The organism is Allorhizobium paknamense, from assembly GCF_030815125.1.
Taxonomy (GTDB): domain Bacteria; phylum Pseudomonadota; class Alphaproteobacteria; order Rhizobiales; family Rhizobiaceae; genus Allorhizobium; species Allorhizobium paknamense.
In genome coordinates, this window is sequence record NZ_JAUSWH010000019.1 from 53943 (window position 1) to 77752 (window position 23810).

The following is a 23810-nucleotide window of genomic DNA, read 5'->3' on the forward strand; positions in this document are numbered from 1 at the left end:
GACTTTCGTTAGCAGCATTGGCGGCGATGACCAATGCTGTTTGCACATAAAATCCATGTGTTCAGAGAAGCAGGAAAAGGCTTCAAACTTTCTCCTTTTCCTGCGCCTTGGCCACCGTTACACAGAAGGTCCGCATGAAAGGAAATAACCATGTCTTCCCCTGCAAAGCCTTTGTTTTTCGATGGTCATAACGACACGCTGCTCCGCTTGCTGCATTCCGGCAAGCCGGATCCGGTGGGGCGGTTTCTTCAAGGGGAGGACGAAGGTCATATCGATTTGCCGCGGGCCTTGTCGGCAGGGCTTGGCGGTGGGTTTTGCGCCATTTTCATTCCGTCTCCTGCCGGGCTGGACGCGGAGAAGAATTTTCTGCCGCCCGCCCAGCCGGAGGCGCTAAGCAAGACGCTGGCCATGGCGCGGCTGCTGTTCGAGATCGAACGCCAGTCTGCGGGCCGTGTCAGTGTTTGCCGGTCGGCGGCGGATATTCGTGCCGCCTTCGAGCGCCAGAGCTTTGCCGCGGTGCTGCATATCGAGGGCGTGGAAGCCATCGGCGCCGATCTCGATGCGCTTTACGTGCTGCATCAGGCGGGGCTTCGCTCACTGGGGCCGGTGTGGAGCAGGCCGAATATTTTTGCCCATGGCGTGCCCTTCCGTTTCCCCTCTTCGCCGGATATCGGTCCGGGACTGACTGAGGCGGGCAAGGATCTGGTCCGTGCCTGCAATGAGCTGAAGATCGTCATCGATCTTTCGCATATGAACGAGCAGGGATTCTGGGACATCGCCAAACTCAGCGCCGCGCCGCTGATCGCCACCCATTCCAATGCCCATGGCTTATGCCCGCACAGCCGGAACCTGACGGACCGGCAGCTTGATGCCATTCGTGATTCGGGGGGCGTTGTCGGGGTGAATTTCGGCGTGCTGTTCCTGCGGGACGATGGGGTGAAAAACCCGGAGACGCCGGTGGATATCCTGCTGAATCACGTGGACTATCTGGTGAGCCGCATGGGGATCGACCATGTCGCGCTGGGCTCGGATTTCGATGGCACCACCATTCCCGCCGCCATGCGCGACGTGATGGGGTTGAGGCTGATTGCCGATGGCCTTGTTTCGCGTGGGTTTGACGCTGAAAGCGTTGAGAAAATCTGCCACGGCAACTGGCTCTCGGTGCTTGAGCGCAGCTGGGGCGCTTGACGGGAGGGCTTTTCAGGGCTTACCATTTGGCCATTCACCAGGGGTGTCCCGCAAGGGGCTGAGATTCCGCTGGGCGTGAGCAATCACGCAGCGCGGTGACCCGTTGAACCTGATCCAGTTCATACTGGCGTAGGGACGGTGCGTGCGCTGATTATTTTATACCCGTAAAGGGTTTGACGGCGTCATTTCATCATTCCGGCGGTCATGACTGGGTCTCCAAACCAATTTGGAGCCTCGAAAATGAATATTGCCCCTTCCTTCCCCACCCCTGAAGTCACCACGGGTCCGCTTCCTGCCTCCACGAAAATTCATATTGCCGGTGAACTGCATCCGGATATCCGCGTGCCGCTGCGCCAGATCGCGCTGCACCCCACCTCTGGCGAACCGCCGGTGAATGTCTATGACGCATCCGGCCCCTATACCGATCCGACCGCGACCATTTCCATCGATGCCGGTCTGCCGAAGCTCAGGCGCGACTGGATCCTGAAGCGCGGCGATGTCGAGGCTTATCAGGGCCGCATCGTCAAGCCGGAAGACAACGGCTTTGCCCAGGGCGACAAGCTGACACCGGAATTTCCCGCGCTTCAGCAGCCGCTGCGCGCCAGGCCCGGCAAGGCCGTGACACAATTGGCTTACGCCCGCGCCGGCATCATCACCCCGGAAATGGAATTCATCGCCATCCGCGAAAATCTGGGACGCAAGGCCGCGAAAGAGAAACTGGAAAGGGATGGCGAAAGCTTCGGCGCCCATATCCCGGATTATGTAACGCCGGAATTCGTGCGCCAGGAAGTGGCTTCCGGCCGCGCCATCATTCCCGCCAACATCAACCACCCGGAAAGCGAGCCGATGATCATCGGCCGGAATTTTCTGGTGAAGATCAACGCCAATATCGGCAATTCCGCCGTGACCTCCTCCATGGCCGAAGAGGTGGAAAAAATGGTCTGGGCCATCCGCTGGGGTGCGGATACGGTGATGGACCTCTCCACGGGCCGCAACATCCACAATATCCGTGAGTGGATCATCCGCAATTCGCCGGTGCCGATCGGTACGGTGCCGCTCTATCAGGCGCTGGAAAAGGTTGGCGGCATTGCCGAAAATCTCACCTGGGACGTGTTCCGCGATACGCTGATCGAGCAGGCGGAGCAGGGGGTGGATTACTTCACCATCCATGCCGGCGTGCGGCTTGCCTATATTCCGCTCACCGTCAATCGCGTCACCGGCATCGTCTCGCGCGGCGGGTCGATCATGGCGAAGTGGTGTCTGCATCACCATAAGGAAAGCTTCCTCTACGAGCATTTCGAGGAAATTTGCGACATCTGCCGCGCTTATGACGTGTCTTTCTCGCTGGGCGACGGCCTGCGCCCCGGCTCGATTGCCGATGCCAACGACGCCGCGCAGTTTGCCGAGCTGGAAACGCTGGGAGAACTCACGCAGATTGCCTGGGCCAAGGATTGTCAGGTGATGATCGAAGGTCCCGGCCATGTTCCCATGCACAAGATCAAGGAGAACATGGACAAGCAGTTGAAGACCTGCGGCGAAGCGCCATTCTATACGCTCGGACCGCTGACCACGGATATTGCTCCGGGCTATGACCACATCACTTCCGGCATTGGGGCCGCCATGATCGGCTGGTTTGGCACGGCCATGCTTTGCTATGTCACGCCCAAGGAACATCTGGGCTTGCCCGACCGCAATGACGTGAAAACCGGCGTCATCACCTACAAGATCGCGGCCCATGCCGCCGATCTTGCCAAGGGCCATCCGGCGGCCCAGGTGCGGGACGATGCGTTGTCGCGGGCCCGCTTCGAGTTCCGCTGGGAAGACCAGTTCAACCTGTCGCTCGACCCGGATACCGCGCGCTCCTTCCATGACGAGACCTTGCCGAAGGAAGCGCATAAGGTCGCGCATTTCTGCTCCATGTGCGGGCCGAAATTCTGCTCCATGCGCATTTCTCATGACATCCGCGCCGAGGCGCAGAAGGAGGGGCTGGAGGCCATGGCGGCGAAATATCGCGAAGGCGGCGATCTTTACATGCCGGTGCCGAACGCCGGAGAATAAGATGACCGTTCTGATCAAGGGGGCCGGCGTTGCCGGCCTCACCGCCGCCTTTGAGCTGGTTTCGCAAGGCATCGAGGTGGAGGTTTACGAGCGATCCGCTGAGGTTGGTCATGGTGCTTCCCATTATGCGGGAGGCATGCTTGCGCCCTGGTGCGAGCGGGAGGCGGCGGAAGAAGCGGTTTTGACGCTGGGCCTCGCCGCCGCCGATTGGTGGGACAAGGCGCTCCCCGGTCAGGTGATGCGCAAAGGAACACTGGTGCTTTCGACCGAACGCGACCAGAGCGATCTGAAGCGCTTCGCAAGCCGCACCTCGGGTCATGACTGGCTGGACGCGGCGGCCATTGCCGATCTCGAACCGGCTTTGGAGGGCCGCTTCCGCCTCGGTCTGTTTTTCGCGGGAGAAGCGCATCTTGACCCGCGCAAGGCGTTGCAAGGGCTTTATACGGCGCTTCTCGGCAGGGGTATTCGCTTCCATTTTGGAGTCGAACCGGCAGGCCGCTACGCCTGCACCATCGACTGCACGGGCGCTGCCGCCATGGAAAACCTGTCCGGCCTGCGCGGCGTACGCGGGGAAATGATCTATCTGGAAACGCCGGAGGTAACGCTGTCGCGGCCTGTCCGCCTACTGCATCCGCGCCATCCAATCTATATCGTTCCGCGTGCGGGCCATCGCTTCATGGTGGGGGCAACGATGATCGAGGCGGAGGACGATGGCCCGATCAGCGCTCGTTCGCTGATGGAATTTCTCAACGCTGCCTATGCCCTGCATCCGGCTTTCGGCGAGGCGCGCGTGGTGGAAACCGGCGTCGGCATCCGCCCTGCCTTTGCCGATAACCTGCCGCGTGTGGTGGAAACCCAGCAAGGCTTTGCTATTGCGGGCATGCACCGCCACGGCTTTCTCCTGGCCCCTGCCATGGCCCGGCAGTTGGCCGCAAAGCTGAACGTCAATGACCGGAGGAAAAGCGCATGATCCGCGTGATCGTCAATGGCGAGGCGCAGGACTGCGCCGCCCAAACCCTTGCTGACCTGCTGACCGCGCTGGACTATGAGGGCGACTGGCTGGCCACCGCCGTCAATGGTGATCTGGTGCATCGCGAGGAGCGGGCCGATTGGCCGCTCAAGGCGGGAGACCGGGTGGAAATCCTCGCTCCCATGCAGGGAGGCTGACATGCTGACACTCTATGACCGGCAGGTTTCATCCCGGCTGCTGCTTGGCACGGCGCGTTATCCATCGCCTGCCATTCTGGCGGAGGCGGTGCGCCGCTCGGCCACGGAAATCGTGACCGTTTCGCTGCGGCGGGAAACGGCGGGCGGCAAGGCGGGAGGGGCTTTTTTCGAGCTGATCCGCGAGCTCGGCGTCCATATCCTGCCCAATACGGCGGGTTGCCACAGCGTTTCCGAAGCCGTGCTGACGGCGAAAATGGCACGCGAAGTTTTTCGCACCAACTGGATCAAGCTGGAACTGATCGGCCATCACGACACGCTGCAGCCTGATGTGTTCCAACTGGTCGAGGCCGCGAAAATTCTCTGCGATGACGGCTTCGAGGTCTTTCCCTATACCACCGACGATCTGGTGGTGGGCGAGCGGCTGTTACAGGCAGGCTGCAAGCTGTTGATGCCCTGGTGCGCGCCGATCGGCTCTGCCATGGGTCCGCAAAATGTGGCGGCACTCAAATCCATGCGGGCGGAGTTTCCCGATATCCCACTGATTGTCGATGCCGGGATCGGCCGTCCCTCGCATGCGGTGCAGGTGATGGAACTCGGCTATGATGCCGTCCTGCTCAATACTGCCGTGGCGGGCGCGGGCGATCCAGCAATGATGGCGGAAGCCTTCGCGCGGGCCATCGAAGCCGGTCATCTGGCCTTTCAGGCCGGTCCACTGGAGCCGCGGGATATGGCGGTTCCCTCCACCCCCATTATTGGCAAGGGCGTTTTTGCATGAGACTCGATCCATTCTATCTCATCGTGGACAGTGCCGACTGGATCGAGCGCCTCGTGCCGCTCGGCGTCAAACTGGTGCAATTGCGCATGAAGGATGTGACGGACGATGAACTGCGCGCCCATATCCGCCGCTCGAAAGCCGTCTGCGCTGCCCATGGCTGCCAGTTGATCATCAATGACTTCTGGCAGGTCGCCATTGAGGAAGATTGCGATTACATCCATCTGGGTCAGGAGGATCTGGCCCTTGCCGATCTTACGGCCATCCGCGCCGCCGGGATGAAGCTCGGCCTTTCAACCCATGACGAAGCCGAGCTTGAAACGGCGCTGGCGGCGGGGCCGGATTATGTGGCGCTCGGTCCGATCTGGCCCACCATTCTCAAGCAGATGAAATGGGCGCCGCAGGGCCTGCCCCGGCTTGCAAGCTGGAAGCAAAAGGTCGGCAACCTGCCGCTCGTCGCCATTGGCGGTGTCACGGTTGAACGGCTGGCGGATGTTTTCGCCCATGGCGCTGACAGTGCCGCCGTCGTCACCGACATTACCCGCCATGCAGACCCGGAAGCCCGCACGCGGCAATGGCTGGCTGCGACGGAAAAGCAGAGGCAATAATCCGCCTCTGCATTCTGATTTAAACCACGTTGCGGCTTATCAGCCTCATGCAACGTGCTTTAAATTCTTGTTTTAACGCATGTCGTTATCGCAGAACCGCCCCACACTTTTGCGCGACATGCTTTAAATGGCGGTTTTCAGAGCGTTTTCCATATAAAGCTCGCGCAACCGCTTCACCACCGGGCCGGGCTTGCCGGTGCCGACCGGCTTGCCATCGAGGCTGGTGACCGGCACCACGAAGTTCGAGGCGCTGGTCAGGCAGGCTTCGACGGCGGCAAAGGCTTCCTCGACGCTGAACGGGCGTTCTTCCACCGTCAGCCCCTGTTCCGCCGCCACCTGCAAAAGGGCGGCGCGGGTGCAGCCGGGCAGCGTGGTGTTGCTGTTGGCGCGGGTGATGATCTTGCCGTCGGCGGTCACGATATAGGCGGTGGAGGAAGCGCCTTCCGTTACAAAGCCGTCTTCCACCATCCACGCCTCGTCGCAGCCGGCATCGGCGGCGATGCGCTTTGCCAGAACCTGCGGCAATAGGCAGACGCTCTTGATATCGCGGCGCTCCCAGCGTTGGTCCGGCACGATCTTCACCTTCAGGCCGTTTTCCAGGATCTTGCTGTGATCCAGTTTCTTGGCCTGGGTGAAAAGCACCAGCGTCGGCTGCAAGCCTTCCGACCAGAGGAAATTGCGGTCTTCGGCGCCTCTCGTATATTGCAGATAGATCAGGCCTTCGCTCAACCCGTTTTCCTGCATCAAGCGCCGTTCGATGGCGACGATCTCCTCTGTCGAAACGGGGAGGAAACCGCCGATTTCCTTCACACTGCGCTCCAGCCGCGCCATGTGCAGAGCGCTGTCGATCAGCTTGCCACCCAGAACTGCGGTGACTTCATAAATGCCATCGCCGAACAGAAAACCGCGGTCGAAAACGGAAACCTTGGCTTCGGTTTCCGGCAGAAATTCACCGTTGATATAGACAATGCGCGGGGAAGGGGCGGACATGGAAACTCCTGATGGTCAGTCTGTTTTGGATAGCATTTTGCGCACGGCCTCCAGCGAAAGGACATCAATCGTTGAGGGCTTGCCCTTGGCGGCATTGAAGCCGGTCATCGGCGTGGCCATGGTGAGCGAATTGAGGATGGCCTCTTCCGCGGCCTCGATCATTGCTTCGAACAAGGGCGAGATGGCGTCATTGGAAAGATCGGGATAGGCATGCAGGCCCTTGCGCCGTTCCGGCGTGCGGCGCACGGCCTCTGCCGTTGAAAAGGCCAGCGCATAATCACCGGAGCCATTGCTCAGTGCCGCCCCTGTGCGGGCAAGCCCGCCAAAGCAGCGTTCGGCAAGGCGGGTCAGATTGCGGTCGGAGAGAGGAGTATCGGTGGCGGCGATCATCACGATGGAGCCGTTTCGGTCGTGGGCTGAATCAACCGCATAGGGCCTGCCGTCTATGCGCAGATGCCCGCCATAATTCGATTGCACCAGAATGCCGAGCATGAAGTCATGCTTGCCGATCGTCACCCGCCGGGAACTGGTGCCGATCCCGCCCTTCAGCCCGAAGGCCACAGTGCCTGTGCCTGCGCCGACCGCGCCTTCCGCCATCGGACCGCTTCGGGCGGCATCAATGGCGGCCAGCATTTCCTCCACACTCGGACGTGGCGCGCGAATATCGTTCAGGCGGGAATCATTGGTTTCCCCCACCACGGCATTCAGCGATACGACCCGTTCATTGCCGGGAAAGGCCATGATATGCCGGTTGATTGCTTCGATGGCGCGGCCAACGGCCAACGTATTGGTGAGCAGGATCGGCGTTTCTATCTCGCCCAGTTCCATGATCTGCGTGGAGCCTGCAAATTTGCCATAGCCGTTCAGCACGGCAAGCCCAGCGGGCACCTTGTCCTGAAAGAGATTGCCGCCATGCGGCAAAATGGCGGTGGCGCCGGTGCGCGTCCGCTCTCCTTCGATCAGTGTGATATGGCCGACCTTCACACCAGCGACATCGGTGATGACGTTCAAGGGCCCCGGCGCATAATGGCTGCCGATGGCCCCAAGCTCACGAAGGCGTTGTCTTTGCATGCTGCATCGTCCGTCTCGAAGCCTGCCGTTTCCGGAAGGCCGCGTTTTTAAACCAAGGCTCGAAGATGCTAACGCATCCTCGCCTTGAAGAAATTTCGAATATCTCAACTGCGTCAGAGGCTTGAGATATTCGAAAAGGCAATACGAAGAGTCATTTGCAATGACTCTTCGTATTACTCCGGCGCGGACAATACGCCGAATATGCGGGAAGGGAAGGGCGATTTCGCGCCATCCCCTCCCGGATTCGGGGCGAGAGACGAAACGCTTACGGCTTCAGTGCGTTGTCCCAATGCTCATCGGCCTTGCCGTCCACGAAGCGCCAGCTGTCAAACCAGGTGGTCGTGTAGGTCTTGGAGGGGTCCTTTGGGTCCTTCACTTCGCGGGGATAGGCCACGGTGACGATATCGCCTTCCGCAACGACGGAGACGATCTTCGTCTGCATCTTGTCCGGGATCGGTTTCTGCGCAACCTTCAGCACCTTGGTGAAGTAGTCGATGACGCCCTGGCGGCCCGAGGCGGCGTTCGGATTATGCTGGATATAGCGCTCCGTCAGATATTGATCGGCGCGGTCCCAATGCCCGGCTTCCAGCAACTCCTTGATGATCTTGTAGGTCGTCTGCTTGTTGCGGTTCAAGACCGGATCAGGGCTTGTGAAAAGCGCATCGGGATCGGCAGCGCCGATGACAGGCTCCTGCGCAAGCGCGGGTCCGGCAAGGCTTAAGGCAAGGGCGGCAAACAAGAGGTGGTGTTTCATGGCTTGGTTCCTTCGAGGCTATATTGATCCAGAGATAAAAGCCTGAAATACCAGCGCAAGACGGCAGAAATTCTGCCCATAGGCAGGTTTTCGAAACTACCCCTGCTCAATCTCCGCCCTGATCTCCTCCCCATGCTCGCCGAGACGTGGCGAGCGCCGGCCCGTTGCCAGGTCAGCATTGGAAAAGCGGATCGGCGTGCGCAGGCCCGGCACGCCGCCTGCGTCGATTTTCATGCCGCGATGGGCAAATTGCGGATCGGCAAAGAGGTCAGCCACGCTATTGATCGGGCCCGCGGGCACGGTCGCCTTTTCGAGCGCAGCGAGCAGATCGTCCCGCAGAAACTGCCGGGTGCGCGCTTCCATCAGCGGGACCAGATCGCCGCGATGGGCGACGCGGGCGGCATTGGTGGCGAATCTCGCATCACCCGGCAGGTCGGTCAGGCCCAGCACCCCGCAAAGCCTGGCAAACTGCCCGTCATTGCCGCAGGCGATGATGATATGGCCATCGGCGACGGCAAAGGTCTGGTAGGGGGCAATATTCGGATGGGCATTACCCATGCGCTTCGGCACGATGCCGGAGGCGGCATAGTTCATTGCCTGATTGGCCAGCACCGAGGCCATGCAATCGAAAAGCGCCATGTCGATAAACTGGCCTTCCCCCGTCTTTTGTCGGTGAGCAAGGGCCGCCTGAATGGCGATGACCCCATAAAGCCCGGTGAAAATATCGGCAAAGGCAACGCCGATCTTTTCCGGCGGCCCATCCGGTTCTCCGGTCAGGTCCATGATGCCGCTCATGCCCTGGATCATGAAATCGTAACCGGCGCGTTCGGCATAGGGGCCGTCCTGCCCGAAACCGGTGACAGAGCAGTAGATGAGTTTCGGATTGAGCGCTTTCAGGCTCTGATAATCCAGCCCGTATTTTTTCAGGCCGCCGACCTTGAAGTTTTCGACTACGACATCCGCCGTGGCAATCAGTGTGCGTACGGTTTCAAGGTCTTCGGCGCTGGTGAAATCGGCAATGATCGAGCGCTTGCCGCGATTGCAGGCATGGAAATAGGCCGCAGACCGTTCCGCGCCGTCATCGATGAAGGGCGGCCCCCATTTGCGGGTATCGTCTCCCTCCGGGCTTTCCACCTTGATGACGTCCGCGCCGAGATCGGCAAAGGTCTGGCCGATCCACGGGCCGGCCAGAATGCGGGCAAGTTCTACGATCCTCAGACCGGCCAGCGGGGCGTTGCTCATGGGCGGTGCTCAGAAAAACGCCTGGATGCCGGTCTGCGCCCGGCCCAGGATCAGGGCATGCACATCATGCGTGCCCTCATAGGTGTTGACCGTTTCCAGGTTCTGGGCGTGGCGCATCACATGATATTCGATCTGAATGCCGTTGCCGCCATGCATGTCACGAGCCATGCGGGCAATGTCCAGCGCCTTGCCGCAATTGTTGCGCTTGACGATGGAGATCATTTCCGGCGCGAATTTATGCTCATCCATCAGGCGGCCCACCCTGAGCGAGCCTTGCAGGCCAAGGGCGATTTCCGTCTGCATGTCGGCCAGCTTCTTCTGGTAAAGCTGCATGCCCGCCAGCGGCTTGCCGAACTGCTTGCGATCCAGGCCGTATTGGCGGGAACGGAACCAGCAATCCTCGGCCGCACCCATCACGCCCCAGGAAATGCCGTAGCGGGCGCGGTTGAGGCAGCCAAAGGGGCCCTTGAGGCCGGAAACATGGGGCAGCAGCGCATCTTCGCCCACCTCGACGCCATCCATGACGATTTCGCCGGTAATGGAGGCGCGCAGCGACAGCTTGCCGCCGATTTTGGGAGCGGAAAGTCCCTTCATGCCTTTTTCCAGCACGAAGCCCCGGATCTCGCCGCCATGCGCCTCAGACTTTGCCCAGACGACGAAAACATCGGCGATCGGCGCGTTGGAGATCCACATCTTCGAGCCGCGCAGCCGGTAGCCGCCCTCGATCTTTTCCGCCCGCGTCTTCATGCCGCCGGGATCGGAGCCTGCATCGGGCTCTGTCAGGCCGAAGCAGCCGACCAGTTCGCCGGAGACGAGACCCGGCAGATATCGGTCCTTCTGTTCTTCCGAGCCATAGGCAAAGATCGGGTGGATGACCAGCGACGACTGCACGCTCATCATCGAGCGGAAGCCGGAATCGACCCGCTCCACCTCCCGCGCTACAAGCCCGTAGCTGACGTAATTGGCATTGGCCGCGCCGTATTTTTCCGGCAGCGTCACGCCCAGCAGACCGGCCTGACCCATGAGGGGGAAGAGATCGCGCTCGGTTTTTTCATGCAGATACATGTCCTCGACGCGCGGCAGAAGTTCAGCCTTGGCAAAGGCGGCTGCCGCATCGCGGATCATCCGCTCTTCGTCCGAGAGTTGATCTTCCAGCAAAAAGGGATCGTTCCACGCAAAGCTCATCGCCAACCTCATTCCGTCTCTTCGGCCTAAAGCGCTTGAGTGTTGCACTGAAACGCTTTCGGTCTTTGTTTTCACGCATTTCCGGAAGGAAAACCGCTAAACACTTTTCCTGGAAATGCTCCATTCTGACAAAAATATCAGTGTGTGAAAAACGATCTTTACGCCACGAGGTATGAGGAATACTCATATCCCATGGATCTCTTGCAAAGACGGCTGCTCCCCTCGATCGCCTCTCTGGTCACGCTGGATGCCGTGGCGAGGCGGGGCAGTTTTTCGGCTGCCGCGCAGGAATTGAACCTGACGCAAGGCGCGATCAGCCGCCAGATTGCCGCGCTGGAAGAACAGCTTGGCACGGCGCTTTGCCTGCGCAACGGCCGTGGGGTGACATTGACGGCGCGCGGCGAAGCCTATCATCGCTCCATCCAGCAGGCGCTTTCCATCATTCGTGCGGCATCGCTGGAAGCCATGACCGGCGCGCAGGACAACAAGCTGGATCTTGCCATTCCGCCGACCTTCGGCACGCGCTGGCTTTTGCCGCGCATTCCGCGTTTCGTGGCTGCCTATCCGCAGATCACGCTGAATTTCGCCACCCGGATTGGCCAGTTCGATTTCGAGGCGGAGGGCATCGATGCCGCCATTCATATTGGCGGCCCGAACTGGCCACGCGCCACCGCCACTTTTCTGATGGATGAAACGGTGGCGCCGGTCTGCAGTCCGGAGTTTTTGAAGCGCCACGCCATTGCCGGGCCGGCCGATCTGCTTCGCCTGCCGCTGATCCAGATGAAATCACGCCCGCTGGCCTGGGGGCACTGGTTCGAAAGCCTCGGGCTTGAGGTCAACCCTTCCGCAGCCATGGGCTTCGAGCAATTCATGGCGGTGGCGCAAGCCTGCATTGCCGGGCTCGGGGTGGCGCTGATGCCGCTCTTTCTGATCAGGCCGGAGCTGCAAAGCGGCCAACTGGTGGTGGCGCTGGATCACCGGGTCAAAAGCCAGAGCCATTACTATCTCGTCGCCCCCGATGGCAGGCCCAGATCCATGCCGCTCAAGGCCTTTTCCGACTGGCTGCTACAGGAGGTGGCTGACTTCAGTGGCCGTTCACCAGAGCCAGAATAAGCCGCTGGATATTGCCGCCGTTCTTCATTTCCTCCTGCTCGAACAGGCGGTCCTTTTCCCGCTTGCGGTCTGAAATCTCCTTCAGGCGACGGTTCAGTTCCTCACGGACTTTCTGGCACTTCGGGTCGTTTTCGGCCCGAAGGCCAAGGCTTGCCGCTTCGATTTCCGCCGTCATCACCTTGATATGCGCGCCATGCGTCCGCTCATGGGTCTCGATCCCGGCAATGAAGGCCTGCCAGTTTTCACGCGTAGGGCTGCTCAGGCTGCCGGACGGGCGGGGCAGCGTATAGGTGATGGTCAAAGTCGGTACGGCCTGGGTGAGCACACAGGCCTGGCCCTGTGGCTCATAGCTGCGCTTCCACGTCAGGGTAAAGGTGGTGTGGGCGATGGCGCGGCCGCCATTGCCGATGGCCGGTCCCTTCTCGCCAATCGAAGCATAAAGCTCAGGGCCTGATGTGCCGGAAATAGCGTAAGGCTTGATCACCTCCCGTGTCGTGCCACCTGCCTGCGCCGGGCTTGAGGCGACCATGCCCGCAAGCATCACCAGGCTTGCGCGAATGGCTTGGCGGGAAACTCCGGGGCATGGCATCGCGGCGCACCTTCTTATGCAGGGTCGGTTTCTGCGCTTTTTCTAGCCCCAGAGTGTTTCCAGGAAAAGTGGAATCCGGTTTTCCGTCCGGAAACACGCAAAAACAAGGAGATGAAGTGTTTCCAGAAAAAGTGGCCGTGAAGAATCATCTGGCGGTTGGTGGACCATTTCTGTGAACGCGTTTATTGAACGCGCACACAGAAAGGAGATCCCATGCCGAGACAGGCCATGACAGAGACGGAACTGGATGATTTCCGTGCCCGCATTCGCCGCGAGGCGATTACCATCGTTGCCGAGGTTGGCTTGGGCGCACTGTCGATGCGCAAGCTTGCCGAGCGCCTCGGCGTTACGGCTGGGGCGCTGTACCGCTATTATCCAAGCAAGATCGAATTGATCTTCGATTGTTCGGCGGTGTCACTTGCGGAGTTGAAGACGCGCTTCGGCGCCATCGAAGCAGGGGCCGAAAATCCCCTCGGTGCGATTTCGGAGATGATGGCGGCCTATGCGGCCTTTGCCCTGGAGGACAAGGATCGTTTCCGCCTGCTTTTCCTTGAAAACGACCAGGGTGCGCTGGCGTCGCTGGAAAGCGATGCCGAAGCCATTGCACCCTATACAATTCTGCAGCGGCAGGTTGCCCGGGCCATGGAGGCAGGGCTGATCGCGTCCGCCGATCCCGCCCATGTCACGCATATGCTCTGGGCGGGTGTGCATGGCGCGGTGACCCTTGCCTGCACATTGACGCGCTTTGACCTGGGCGATGCCGGAAAGCTCGTTGAAGACATCACCTCGGCCTTGATGAAGGGCCTTTCCACCACAGGAGTTCGGACATGATGCCCAGACCAGGCAATCTGCTGGTTCTTGCCACGGCCCTTGCCGTGCTGGCCGGTTGCAGCGAAGACCAGCCTGCGCAAAAAGCAGTCCGCCCGATCAAATGGGTGGAAGCGCAGGTGCAACCGCTCGGCGAAACTGTCGTGCAGACCGGCGAGGTCAAGCCCCGTTTCGAGACGGCTCTGAGCTTTCGCATCGATGGACAAATGACCATGCGGGTGGAAAACGGCACGCCGGTCAAGGCAGGCGATCTTCTTGCGAGCATCGACAAAACGCCTTCGCGCAACAATTTGCGCACTGCTCAGGCCGAACTGGAAACGGCGAAGGCCGGTCTTGAGCTTGCCGAAGCCACGGCCCGGCGCAACCGCGACCTGTTTGCCAACAATATCGTCTCCCGGGCGCAATTGCAGGAGGCGGAAGCCAATCTGCAAAGCGCGCGCTCGCGCCTCGATCAGGCGACGACGGCGCTCTCCAACGCGGAAGAGACCCTGTCCTACACCGATATCAAGGCGCCACGCGACGGCATTATTTCGGCGGTGGGCGCCAATGAAGGGCAGGTGGTGCAGGCGGGCCAGATGGTGGTGACGCTGATTTCCAGTCAGGAGCGGGATGCCGTGTTCGACGTGCCGGAAAAGCTTCTGGCCGCAAAGACGCAAGCGCCGCCGGTGGATGTCAGGCTGATTTCCGATCCCGGTGTAAAAGCCTCCGGCACAGTGCGTGAAATTACGCCTTCCGCCGATCCCATCACCCGCACCTTCCGCGTCAAGGTGGCGCTGGGTGAGGGCGGCGCGCGCATGCCTTTCGGGGCGGCCGTGATCGGCAGCATGGTGCTGGCGCCGAAAATGCTGGTGAAGCTGCCTGCCTCGGCCCTGACCAATGCCGATGGCAAGACGGCGGTTTTCGTTTTTGACCGGGCAAAGTCCCGTCTTGCCTATCGCCCGGTGACGCTGGAGCGTTTCGATGAGCAGACGCTGCTGGTCTCCGATGGCCTTGCCGCGGGCGATATCGTCGCGACAGCGGGTGTCAGCAAGCTTCGCGACGGGGAAGAGGTCTCGCTGGAAGGGGAGGCGAAGTGATGACGCATCTCGCCGATCCACCGCGCCGCAAGAGTTTCAATCTTTCAGCCTGGGCGTTGAAGCACCAATCCTTCGTGATCTTCCTGATGATCCTCACCCTGCTTGCGGGTGTGTGGAGCTATCAGCGGCTGTCACGCAATGAGGATCCGCCCTTCACCATCAAGACCATGGTTGTCTCTGCCGCCTGGCCCGGGGCGGGGACGGCGGATACCGTCAATCTCCTGACCGACAAGCTGGAAAAGAAGCTTTCGGAAACGCCCTATCTCGATTTTACCCAGAGCTATTCAAGGCCCGGCCAGTCCGTGATTTTCGTCAATCTGCGCGACAGCACGCCGCCGGAAAAGGTGCCGGATATCTGGTATCAGGTCCGCAAGAAGATGAGCGATCTTGCCCCTAGCCTGCCGCAGGGTGTGCAGGGACCGTTCTTCGACGATGAGTTTGGCGATACTTTCGGCAGCATCTATGCCTTTCATGCGGAAGGGTTCTCCCCGGCAGAACTTAGAAACCGTGTCGAGGATATCCGGGCGGAACTTCTCTCCGTACCCGATATCGGCAAGGTCAATATTCTGGGCGTGCAGGAAGAGGAGATCGTCATCGAATTCTCGCCTGCCAAGCTGGCGTCCTTCGGTGTGGACCCCGCCACGGCGCTGGAGGCGATCCGCGCCCAGAATGCGGTCACGCCAACCGGCATTCTGCGCACATCCGAAGAGAATATTTCCCTGCGTGTCAGCGGCGCCTTCATTTCGGAGCGGAGCCTGCATGACATGACCTTCAAGGTGGATGGCCGCTTCATCCGGCTGGAGGATGTGGCGACGATTTCCCGGCAGCCTGTCGATCCGCCAGCACCCACGGTGCGGGTGAATGGCGAGCCGGTGATTGCGCTGGCGATTTCCATGGCGGATAACGGCAATCTTCTGGAATTCGGCGCGGCGGTGAAGGACAGGATGGGCAGCATCGCCGCGACCCTGCCGCATGGCATCGAGATGATCCAGGTGGCGGATCAGACGACGGTGGTCAAGGATGCAGTGGGCGGCTTCGTCAAAGTGCTGATCGAGGCTATCGTCATCGTGCTGGCGGTTTCTTTCATCTCGCTTGGCACGCGGGCGGGGCTGGTGATCACCGCCTCCATTCCGCTGGTGCTGGCCATGACCTTTTTCGGCATGGACCTTGCCGGGATCGGCCTGCAGCGGATTTCATTGGGGGCGCTGATCATTGCGCTGGGCCTTCTGGTGGATGACGCCATGATCACCGTGGAGAGCATGGTCTCCTGCCTGGAAGGCGGCAAGGATAGAACAGTGGCTGCCAGCCATGCCTATGAGACGACGGCCTTTCCCATGCTGACCGGCACCCTTGTGATGATTGCGGGCTTCATTCCGGTGGGGTTCGCCCAGTCCAGCGCCGGGGAATATACCTTCTCGCTGTTCATGGTGGTGCTGATCTCGCTCATCTCCTCCTGGATCGTGGCGGTGCTGTTTTCGCCCATTCTCGGCACCTGGATGCTGCCGAAGACCATGGCAGCCGTTGACCACGGCAGTGGCCGGGTGGTCAAGGCCTATCGGTGCGTGCTGGAGTTTTCGCTGTCGCATCGCTGGATCACACTCATGGGGGCGGTCGGTCTTCTGATCGCGTCCGGCTTTGGTGCAACACGGCTGGAGCAGCAGTTCTTCCCCGCCTCTGACCGTCCGGAACTGCTTGTCAGCCTGACTTTGCCGCAAAATGCGTCGCGAGCAGCCACCGATGCCCGGGCCCGGCAGGTGGAAGCCTTGCTGAAGGCCGATGCGGATGTGGATCACTTCACCACCTATGTCGGCTCCGGCTCCATCCGCTTTTACCTGCCGATGGATCTGCTGCTGGAAAACGACAATGTGTCCGAAACGGTGGTCGTGACCAAGGGGATCGAGCAGCGCGACGCGGTACGGGCGCGGCTTGAGGCAGCTCTTGCCCGGGATTTTCCCGAGGCGATCACCCGGGTTTCTCCGCTGGAACTGGGGCCGCCGGTCGGCTGGCCGCTGAAGTTCCGCGTGACCGGCCCGGACTATGCTAGGGTGCGGGAACTGGCCCTGAAAACGGCGAGCCTGGTGGGGGATGATCCGCTGACCCGCGATGTCAACCTGACCGCAGGCGAACCGCAACGCCGCCTGACCGTGGTGGTCAACCAGATCGAAGCGCGGGCACTTGGCATGAGTTCGGAATCGGTTGCCAGCGAAATCGCGGCCCTGTTCTCAGGCTCGACCGTTACGACGGTGCGCGACGGTGACCGGCTGGTCAATGTGGTGGTCAAGGGGATGGAAGCGGACCGCAATTCCGTTGCCACGCTCGCAAACATGACGCTGCGGGGCAGCGATGGCCGTGCCGTGCCGTTGCGGCAGGTCGCCAACATTGATTACGGCATGGAAGAGCCGGTGATCTGGCATCGCCAGGGCAAGCCGGTGATCACCGTGCAGGCCGATGTGCCGAAGGGCGTGCAAGCCGCCACTGTCGCCGAAGGGCTGGAGGGGCGGTTGGCAACGCTTCGGGCCTCGTTGCCGGAAGGCTATGCCATCGAGGCCGGCGGCATTACGGAGGAAGCGGCCAAGGGCAATGCCTCGGTCTTCGCCGTGATCCCGATCATGTTGATCGTCATCCTGGCGCTGCTGATGGTGCAATTGCAGAGCTTCTCGCGCATGGCCCTTGCCGTGGCCATGGCGCCCTTCGGGCTGATCGGCGTGGTGGCAGCCATGCTGCCGACCGGGACGCCCATGGGTTTTGTGGCGCAATTGGGGGTGATCGCGCTTTCCGGCATGATCATTCGCAACGCGGTGATTCTTATCCAGGAGGTGGATGAGATCGTGGCGCAGGGGGTGCCCGTGCGGCAGGCGATTGTCCAGGCCGCCATGCACCGGGCCCGGCCCATTGTGCTGACCGCATGCGCTGCCATCCTCGGCATGATTCCGATTGCCGTGCAGATTTTCTGGGGCCCGATGGCCTATGCGATCATCGGCGGTCTGGCAGGAGCGACGGTTCTGACCCTGACACTGTTACCCTGTTTGATACTGTGGCTTTTGACCGTGCAAAGTGGAGAGCAAAAGCTCGCCTGAGAAAATCGGCAGGGAACCCAGTCAAAATAAAAGGAGCGGCGATCTTTTCGCCGCTTTTTCTGTTTGGGGCAGGCCGGTTTTTCTCAGAAATATTGTCCTGCACAAGGGTTTTTGGTGCGGCGCAGTAGAAGTGCGCGTGCCATCACAGGTAGAATGCGCGGATTTTGTTGTAATGGCTAATTGTCATAAAGGGAATTTTTATAAATAGCTGAAATTCATAAATGTTTTGACAAACCTTCCATGAGATGGCAGGTTTGGCGACGGGAAGTGGGCATAACATTCGAATCGAACGCAACAATCAAAGCAATCTTGGATTGCAAGGAGATATGTGATGCAGACGATGAGCTCACCACCGCAGGATCTTGAGGCCGTCGCCCGCAGCGGTTCCCGATGGAAGCGCATGGCGGTCAGAATTCCCACCTATCTTGCGGATGTGCGGGAAAATCCCGCCTGGCTGCCGATGTTTGTGCTGGCCCGGACCATGCCAGGGCGACGTCTTCACTGGATGCTGGCGCGCAAGCCGAAGACAATGGTGGCAGGCGACGATACCATGTTTGACGCCACGGTGGGGAATGCGGTTTCAGCTTTGAAGAGCGATGGCATTTTTACCGGTCTGCAATTGCCGGAGGCCATTCATCGCGAAATCCACGCCTTTGCTTTGAAGACTCCCTGCTTCGGCAATTTCAATCGGCGGCTGGAGTTTCTGGCCGGTGAACAGGCGGAGGCGGAAAAGCGTTTTGGCCGGTCATTGCTCAGCGGCCATCTCTTCGAACGGATTCTCGAATGCGAAGCGGCTTTGAAAATTCAGCGCGATCCCTTGCTGATCGCCATTGCCCGCCAATATCTGGGGGCGCAGGCCAGGCTGATTACCACCCGCGTCTGGTGGAGCTTTCCGACCGAAGCGACGGAGGCGGATCGCAGGCTGGCCTCGCTGGACAAGTTCCACTTCGACCTCGATGACTGGCGGATGCTGAAATTCTTCTTCAACATCAATGAGGTGGATGAGGGTACCGGCCCGCATGTCTTCGTCAAGGGCAGCCATCAGCGGAGAATGCTGAAGCATCAATATACGCTTCTGGTCGGTCATCCGGCGGATGAGGTGCTGGATTATTACGGTCCTGACAGGGCTGTGACGCTGACCGGGCCGGCGGGCTCGGGGTTCGTGGAAGATCCCTTTGGCTTCCATATGGGAACCGTACCGACGAAAAAGCCGAGGCTGATGATGGAAATCGGCTTTGGTGTCTCCAAGCCGTCGCGGCGCCGCTTTCACGGAGAGCCGATCATCCGCTGATCGATTATATTTTCAGTATCGCTAAAAAAGTGGGGGTGCGCGTGGCGAGCCCCCTTTTTCTTGTGGGCATGGCTGTTGACAAGCAAATCGAAATCTGAAAAAAATTTCAGCAACAGAAAAAAATATCACGCTGCAGCTTCGGGTTCCTGAAGGAGCCGGGGATTGGCGGCGAGGGAGGGTCCATGTCGGTCAATGGCAGGGATGAGGATTCAAGTCTTGCGACGCGGGCAGCGTGGCTGCATTACGCGGGCGGCTTGACGCAGGCGGAAGTGGCCAAGCGTCTGGGGCTGACCTCTTTGAAGGCGCATCGTCTGATTACCAAAGCCAACCAGGAAGGGTTGGTGAAGGTGTTCATCGATGGCGAAGTATCCGAATGCGTGGCGCTTGAGCAGGCGCTGAGTGAGCGTTTCGGGCTGGATTATTGCGAAGTGGTGCCGGAATTCGACGCCGATGCCCTGCCGCTGAAGGCGTTGGGCATTGCGGGTGCACAATTTCTGCGCCGCGAGATGGAGCACGGTGAAGACTGCCTGATCGGCATGGGCCATGGCCGCACGCTGGCCGCCTCGGTGGAATATCTGCCGCGCACTTCCGGTGTAAAGGCGCGGTTTGTCTCGCTGCTCGGCGGGTTGACGCGCAAGTTTTCGGCCAATCCGCATGATGTGATCCACCGTCTGGCGGATCGCACCGGGGCTGAGGCCTATGTGATGCCCGTGCCTTTCTTTGCCAATACGGCGGAGGATCGCGATGTGCTGTTCAATCAGCGCGGGGTGCAGGATGTGTTCGATCTCGCCAAGAGTGCCGATCTGCTGATGGTCGGCATCGGCACCACCGAGCGGGAAGCCTCGCTGGTGGCGACCGGGATGATCGAGACGGATGTGATCGATGATATTCGCGCCAGAGGCGGGGTCGGTGAAATGCTGGGGCATTTCTTCGATGCCGAGGGCCGTCCGGTCGAGACGAGCCTGTCCGACCGCACGTTTACGCTTGGGCGTGATGAGTTGCGCAACCGACGGATCGTGGCGATTTCCGGCGGAGGCATCAAGATTGCCGCCATGCGGGCGGTGTTGAAGAGCGGTTTTCTCACAGGTCTGATTACCGATGAGAAGACCGCGCGAATCCTAGTGGAATGAATTTGACATTTGATACCCATTTGCGGCGATCTCGAGGATCAAATGTCAAATTCGAAAATTCCACTAGAATCAAAAGGTTGCTAGTGGTTTGATTGTGACATTTGCTCTCGAGAGTGCTGCACAGGGGTGCAAATGTCACAATCAAACCACTAGCCGAGGAAAAGTGATCGGCGCGTTCGTAATGAAAGGGATCTGACGGGACGTCTGGAGGGGCTGACCGGCGGAGAAAAGAGGAGGAGTGCCGGTCTTGCGACCGGCAGGCGGGCCCGTGTGGCCTGTCGAGACCCGGAGGAGAAGAAAGTCATGTACGAGAAGGAAAAGGATCTGATCGGCGCGTTTCTTCGCGGCGAAACGGATAGACGCGGCCTGCTGAAAGGCCTCACCGCACTGGGTGTGGCCGCAGGCACCGCTGGCACGCTGATGAACATGATGTCGAGCGAGGCGCTGGCCGCCGACTTCGACTGGAAGGCGCACAAGGGCAAGAAGCTGAAGCTGCTTTTGAACAAGCACCCTTACGCCGATGCCATGATCGCCAACCTTGCCAATTTCAAGGAGTTGACGGGCATCGAGATCACCTACGACGTCTTCCCCGAAGATGTCTATTTCGACAAGGTGACGGCCGCGCTCTCCTCGGGGTCTTCTGAATATGATGCCTTCATGACCGGTGCCTACATGACCTGGACCTATGGTCCGGCGGGCTGGATCATGGACCTCAACGAGTGGATCAAGGACCCGAAGAAGACCAATCCCAAATATGCCTGGGACGATTTCCTGCCGGGCGTGAAGAATTCCTGCGCCTGGAACGGCCAGCCGGGCGGGGCGCTGGGGTCTGCCGACGCGAAACAATGGTGCATTCCCTGGGGCTTTGAGCAGAACAACATTTCCTACAACAAGAAGATGTTCGACAAGGTCGGCGTGTCCGTGCCGAAGAACATCGACGAGATGGTGGAAACCTCGGCCAAGCTCACCAAGGATGTTGGCGGCGGTGTCTACGGTATCGGCGTGCGCGGTTCGCGCTCCTGGGCGACGATCCACCCGGGCTTCCTTTCCGGCTATGCGAATTTTGGCCAGAAGGATCTGAACGTTTCTGCCGACGGCAAGCTGTCGGCGGCAATGAACACCAAGGAATCCAAAGCTTTCCACGCCAAGTGGGTGAAGATGATCCAGGAAAGCGGGCCAAAGGACTGGTCCACCTATACCTGGTATCAGGTCGGCACCGATCTCGGGGCCGGAGCCTCCGCCATGATCTTCGATGCCGATATTCTCGGCTACTTCATGAATGGCGGCGACAACAAGCAGAAGGGTAATCTGGCCTATGCCGCCTTTGCCGCCAATCCGGATGCCAAGGCCGCAACGCCGAATATCTGGATCTGGTCGCTTGCCATGTCGAAGTTCTCCAAGGACAAGGACGCCACCTGGTACTTCCTGCAATGGGCCACGGGCCTGGAACACGCCATTTTCGGCGCGACCAAGATGGACTTCGTGAATCCTGTCCGTCAGGCCGTGTGGAAAGACCCGATCTTCACCGAGCGGCTCAACAAGAGCTATCCGGGCTATGTGGACATGTTCAACAGCTCGGCGCCCGGCGCGTCCATCAAGTTTACCGCCCAGCCGCTGTTCTTCGACGTCACCACCGAATGGGCGGCGACCTTGCAGAAAATGGTGGCCAAGCAGGTGCCGGTGGATGAAGGCCTCGACCAGCTGGCGGCGAGCATCAACAAGCAGCTGAAGGAGGCCGGACTGGGCTGAGGCCCGCTGTGGCAGGCGGTCGGGTAACAGCACTCCCTTGGGCCCGGCCGCCGCTTGCTTTTCGCATCGCTCTTCCGGTCCGGTCAGGGCCGGTCTATCCGAACGCATGAGGTGGAGCTTGCCATGGCTTCCGTAACGTCACAGCCGTCCAGACCGGGTTCCGGTTTCCGCATTTCAAAGCGGGTGCTGCCCTATGTGCTGAGCCTGCCGGCTCTTCTGGTCTGCATCGGCATTCTTGTTCCTTTCTTCACCGCCGTGGTGAATTCCTTCCAGCGCTATCGCCTCAGCCAGCCCTGGGCGCGCAAGTTCAACTGGGGTGAGAATTACCTCACCTTCTTCACCGATCCGGCCTTCTGGAACACGGTGAAGGTGTCGCTGACCTATGCGGTTCTGACGGTGGTGATCGAGCTTCTTCTGGGGCTTGGCATTGCGCTGTTGCTGCGCAAGCGCTCCGCGCTCAACAATTTCATCTCGATCATGCTGCTTTTGCCGCTGATGACCGCGCCTGCCCTGGCTGCGCTGATGTGGAAGCTCATGACCAATCCCGGCTTCGGCATTCTGTCCTATCTGGCAAGCCTGATCGGCCTGCATGATTTCCGTTGGGCATCCTCGCCCTCCACGGCTTTGCTGACTGTGGTGCTGGTGGATATCTGGGTCTACACGCCCTTCATCATGATCCTGCTTCTGGCTGGCTTGCGCTCGCTGCCGACCCAGCCCTTCGAGGCCGCGAGCCTCGATGGCGTGCCGCACAGCTTCGTATTCTTCCGCATCACTCTGCCGATGCTGACACCTTATATATTGACGGCAACGCTGTTTCGCCTGCTCGACAGCATCCAGCAGTTCGACATCATCTACGCCATGACCCAGGGCGGCCCCGGCGATACGCTGACGGTGTTCCAGGTCGAAGCCTATCTCAACTTCTTCCAGGCCACCAATGTCGGCCGCTCGGCAGCGCTGATGATCATCCTCTGGGCGATCACGTACCTGCTCTCCAACATCTTCATCAAGAACTGGCTCCGGCTGCGCGAACGCGCCCGTGGCGAGGCGTGAGGAGGCCGCAATGGAACAGACATCTCCACTTGAAACCGTTCTGAGGGGCATTGCGCTGACCCTCGTCGTCATCTTCTTCATGTTCCCGATCATCTGGATCGTGCTCATGTCCTTCCAGACCAACGAGACCATCCTGACGATCCCGCCGAAGCTCGCCTTTACGCCAACGCTGGAAAATTACACGGCGCTTATCACCGGCAAGCTCACGTCGGCGGCGGGCACGCTGGATATCGCCTTCATGCGCAATCTCGGCAACTCCGTCTTTCTGTCGGTGGCCTCGGTGGCGATCGCGCTGATCCTCGGCGTGCCTGCGGCCTATGCCTTTGCCCGGCATAAGTTCCGCGGCTCGGAGGATATTGCCTTCACGCTCCTGTCCTTCCGTTTTGCGCCACCGTTGCTCGTGCTGTTGCCGCTCACCCAGTATTTCCAGTGGATGGGCCTTTCCGACACCTATGTGGGGCTGATCTGGGTCTACCAGCTCATCTGCCTGCCGCTGATCCTGTGGATCGTGCGCGGCTATTTCGAGGATATTTCGGCGGATGTGGAATATGCCTATCGCATTGCAGGTCATTCCTGGTTCGCCACCTTCCGCAAGATCGCGCTGCCGCTGGCTGGCCCCGGCATCGCGGCGGCAGGCCTGCTCGCCTTCATCTTTGCCTGGAACAACTTCGTCTTCGCGCTGGTGCTGGCTTCTGCCGACAAGCAGCCGGTGACGGTCGGCGCGCTCGCTTTCGTCACGGCCTCCGGCATTCAATACGGACAAATCGCGGCGGCCATCGTGCTGTCCATCGCGCCCACGCTCGCCATTGCGCTCTATGCCCAGCGTTACCTGGTCGAGGGCCTCTCGCTCGGCGCCGTGAAGGGATAGGATC

General features: G+C 60.2%; 21 protein-coding genes and 1 riboswitch. Of the genes, 15 read left to right on the forward strand and 6 right to left on the reverse strand.

Annotation, left to right across the window (positions count from 1 at the left end):
• The first annotated feature begins 150 nt into the window (after positions 1–150).
• From QO005_RS21100 to QO005_RS21125, 6 genes are all read left to right on the forward strand, one after another.
• Positions 151–1188: a dipeptidase gene (locus QO005_RS21100; protein WP_307159989.1), complete on the forward strand. Its 1038-nt coding sequence runs from the start codon at positions 151–153 to the stop codon at positions 1186–1188.
• A gap of 29 nt (positions 1189–1217) precedes the next feature.
• A riboswitch (TPP riboswitch) is annotated at positions 1218–1342 on the forward strand.
• Between the two features lie 86 nt (positions 1343–1428).
• Positions 1429–3246 (forward strand): phosphomethylpyrimidine synthase ThiC, encoded by a 1818-nt coding sequence (thiC, locus tag QO005_RS21105; RefSeq protein ID WP_307159990.1) that lies wholly within the window; start codon positions 1429–1431, stop codon positions 3244–3246.
• Position 3247: 1 nt separating this feature from the next.
• Positions 3248–4216, forward strand: coding sequence for a glycine oxidase ThiO (gene thiO / locus QO005_RS21110; RefSeq protein WP_307159991.1), 969 nt, complete (start codon positions 3248–3250; stop codon positions 4214–4216).
• Complete coding sequence (gene thiS / locus QO005_RS21115) at positions 4216–4413, forward strand: sulfur carrier protein ThiS (RefSeq protein ID WP_307160021.1); 198 nt, start codon at positions 4216–4218, stop codon at positions 4411–4413. The genes thiO and thiS overlap by 1 nt, the downstream gene beginning before the upstream one ends.
• 1 nt (position 4414) lies before the next feature.
• On the forward strand, positions 4415–5188 hold the full coding sequence (locus tag QO005_RS21120; RefSeq protein ID WP_307159992.1) for a thiazole synthase: 774 nt from the start codon (positions 4415–4417) through the stop codon (positions 5186–5188).
• Entirely contained in the window at positions 5185–5793 is a 609-nt protein-coding gene (locus tag QO005_RS21125) for a thiamine phosphate synthase (protein ID WP_307159993.1), read from the forward strand. Before QO005_RS21120 ends, QO005_RS21125 begins: the two co-directional genes overlap by 4 nt.
• 123 nt (positions 5794–5916) lie before the next feature.
• On the opposite strand, the gene QO005_RS21130 is transcribed toward QO005_RS21125, so the two are convergent.
• The 5 genes from QO005_RS21130 to QO005_RS21150 form a co-directional block, all read right to left on the reverse strand.
• On the reverse strand, positions 5917–6783 hold the full coding sequence (locus QO005_RS21130; protein ID WP_307159994.1) for a D-amino-acid transaminase: 867 nt from the start codon (positions 6781–6783) through the stop codon (positions 5917–5919).
• Positions 6784–6798: 15 nt separating this feature from the next.
• Positions 6799–7854 (reverse strand): P1 family peptidase, encoded by a 1056-nt coding sequence (locus QO005_RS21135; protein WP_307159995.1) that lies wholly within the window; start codon positions 7852–7854, stop codon positions 6799–6801.
• A gap of 265 nt (positions 7855–8119) precedes the next feature.
• On the reverse strand, positions 8120–8608 hold the full coding sequence (locus QO005_RS21140) for a nuclear transport factor 2 family protein (protein WP_307159996.1): 489 nt from the start codon (positions 8606–8608) through the stop codon (positions 8120–8122).
• Positions 8609–8704: 96 nt separating this feature from the next.
• On the reverse strand, positions 8705–9850 hold the full coding sequence (locus QO005_RS21145; RefSeq protein ID WP_307159997.1) for a CaiB/BaiF CoA transferase family protein: 1146 nt from the start codon (positions 9848–9850) through the stop codon (positions 8705–8707).
• 9 nt (positions 9851–9859) lie between these two features.
• The gene (locus QO005_RS21150; protein WP_370878128.1) at positions 9860–11035 is read right to left on the reverse strand and encodes an acyl-CoA dehydrogenase; all 1176 of its coding nucleotides are present in this window, start codon (positions 11033–11035) and stop codon (positions 9860–9862) included.
• 192 nt (positions 11036–11227) lie between these two features.
• Between QO005_RS21150 and QO005_RS21155 the strand changes: the two genes are divergently transcribed.
• The gene (locus QO005_RS21155; RefSeq protein WP_307159999.1) at positions 11228–12148 is read left to right on the forward strand and encodes a LysR family transcriptional regulator; all 921 of its coding nucleotides are present in this window, start codon (positions 11228–11230) and stop codon (positions 12146–12148) included.
• Here QO005_RS21155 and QO005_RS21160 read toward each other — a convergent pair.
• A complete protein-coding gene (locus QO005_RS21160) occupies positions 12120–12737 on the reverse strand; it encodes a DUF922 domain-containing Zn-dependent protease (protein WP_307160000.1) in 618 nt (205 codons plus the stop codon). The genes QO005_RS21155 and QO005_RS21160 overlap by 29 nt on opposite strands.
• Positions 12738–12950: 213 nt before the next feature.
• On the opposite strand from QO005_RS21160, the gene QO005_RS21165 reads away from it, so the two are divergent.
• The 8 genes from QO005_RS21165 (at position 12951) to QO005_RS21200 (ending at position 23806) form a co-directional block, all read left to right on the forward strand.
• A complete protein-coding gene (locus QO005_RS21165) occupies positions 12951–13568 on the forward strand; it encodes a TetR/AcrR family transcriptional regulator (RefSeq protein WP_307160001.1) in 618 nt (205 codons plus the stop codon).
• A complete protein-coding gene (locus tag QO005_RS21170) occupies positions 13565–14641 on the forward strand; it encodes an efflux RND transporter periplasmic adaptor subunit (RefSeq protein ID WP_307160002.1) in 1077 nt (358 codons plus the stop codon). The genes QO005_RS21165 and QO005_RS21170 overlap by 4 nt, the downstream gene beginning before the upstream one ends.
• Entirely contained in the window at positions 14641–17718 is a 3078-nt protein-coding gene (locus QO005_RS21175; protein WP_307160003.1) for an efflux RND transporter permease subunit, read from the forward strand. Before QO005_RS21170 ends, QO005_RS21175 begins: the two co-directional genes overlap by 1 nt.
• Before the next feature lie 340 nt (positions 17719–18058).
• Positions 18059–19009: a hypothetical protein gene (locus QO005_RS21180; protein WP_307160022.1), complete on the forward strand. Its 951-nt coding sequence runs from the start codon at positions 18059–18061 to the stop codon at positions 19007–19009.
• A 182-nt stretch (positions 19010–19191) separates the two neighbouring features.
• The gene (locus QO005_RS21185; protein WP_307160004.1) at positions 19192–20139 is read left to right on the forward strand and encodes a sugar-binding transcriptional regulator; all 948 of its coding nucleotides are present in this window, start codon (positions 19192–19194) and stop codon (positions 20137–20139) included.
• A gap of 303 nt (positions 20140–20442) precedes the next feature.
• Positions 20443–21888 carry an ABC transporter substrate-binding protein gene (locus QO005_RS21190; protein WP_307160005.1) on the forward strand — a complete coding sequence of 482 codons (1446 nt, stop codon included), beginning with the start codon at positions 20443–20445 and terminating at the stop codon, positions 21886–21888.
• A gap of 123 nt (positions 21889–22011) precedes the next feature.
• Entirely contained in the window at positions 22012–22938 is a 927-nt protein-coding gene (locus tag QO005_RS21195) for a carbohydrate ABC transporter permease (protein WP_307160006.1), read from the forward strand.
• A gap of 10 nt (positions 22939–22948) precedes the next feature.
• Positions 22949–23806 carry a carbohydrate ABC transporter permease gene (locus QO005_RS21200; RefSeq protein WP_307160007.1) on the forward strand — a complete coding sequence of 286 codons (858 nt, stop codon included), beginning with the start codon at positions 22949–22951 and terminating at the stop codon, positions 23804–23806.
• The last annotated feature ends 4 nt before the right edge of the window (positions 23807–23810 follow it).